Origin of the sequence: Urechidicola vernalis (genome assembly GCF_031846385.1) — a bacterium.
Classification (GTDB): domain Bacteria; phylum Bacteroidota; class Bacteroidia; order Flavobacteriales; family Flavobacteriaceae; genus Urechidicola; species Urechidicola vernalis.
Window position 1 is genome coordinate 1 of the sequence record NZ_JAVRHV010000020.1, and the last position, 1,144, is coordinate 1,144.

Sequence of the window (1,144 nt, forward strand, 5' to 3'; positions counted from 1 at the left end):
AGTTATCGTTACTGTGGCTGAACTTGTATCGCCATCACTATCAGTAATTATATAATCAAAACTATCTGTTCCATAAAAATCTTCTGCCGGCGCGTAATCAATCAAATCATCAGTTGGGTCATCTGGTGTACCATTATCATTAACACTTACCAAATTACCGTTGGATGATTTCCCGACTCCTATAGTAATTGTCCCAGCACTTGGTCCATCGCCTCCAAAATCATCGTTAATTGTTACATCTATACTCGTAACTCCGCTATCTTCTGCAACTGTAGCGCTGTCATCTTCTGCCGTTGGTAAATCATTCACAGAGTCTAGGTATACATATACAGGTGCAGTTGATGTGTCTCCGTCGCTATCCGTTATTGTATATTCAAAACTATCATCTCCGTAATAATTAGCCGCTGGGGAATAATCAATCCCATCATCTGTTGGATCATCTGGTGTTCCATTGTCATTTACAGCAATTACTCCTCCTTCTACACTTGTACCTGTTGCTATCGTAATAGGTGTTGTACTCGGATCATCACCACCAAAATCATCATTTACTGTTACATTAATAGTAGTCAATGGAGCATCTTCAATAGTTGATATAAAATCTAATGCTGCAACTGGCAAGTCGTTGATTGAATTTACCGAAATATAAACAGTTGCTACACTTACATCTCCATTACTATCCGTAATGGCATAATTAAATTCATCTGGACCATTATAATCTGGGGCAGGCGAATACAATATCGTATCATCTGTTGGATCATTAGGTGTCCCGTTATCATCTACCGTAATCAATCCATCATTAGAACTTGGAGTTGCTTGTCCTGTGTCATCTAAACCTGTAACTGCACCATCTGGTAAGGTAATACCTCCCATATTTGGACCGTCTCCTCCAAAATCATCATTTACTAACACATTAATTCTAATGTCCATACTATCCTCATCAACTGCAAGAGCATCATCTTCTGCCAATGGTAAATCATTTACTGGAATAACTTCTACAAATACCGTGGCTATGGATGGATCTCCATTGACATCTTCTATCAGATAATCAAAACTGTCCAATCCATGGTAGTTTGCAAATGGTGTATAGTCAATCCCATCATCGGTTGGGTCATCTGGTGTACCATTATCATTAACAGCAACAACG

1 protein-coding gene is annotated in these 1,144 nt (G+C 38.9%); it reads right to left on the reverse strand.

Annotation, left to right across the window (positions count from 1 at the left end):
• Window positions 1-1,144 (reverse strand): tandem-95 repeat protein (locus RM519_RS13920; RefSeq protein WP_311594436.1); only part of this gene is annotated, 1,144 nt, incomplete at both ends.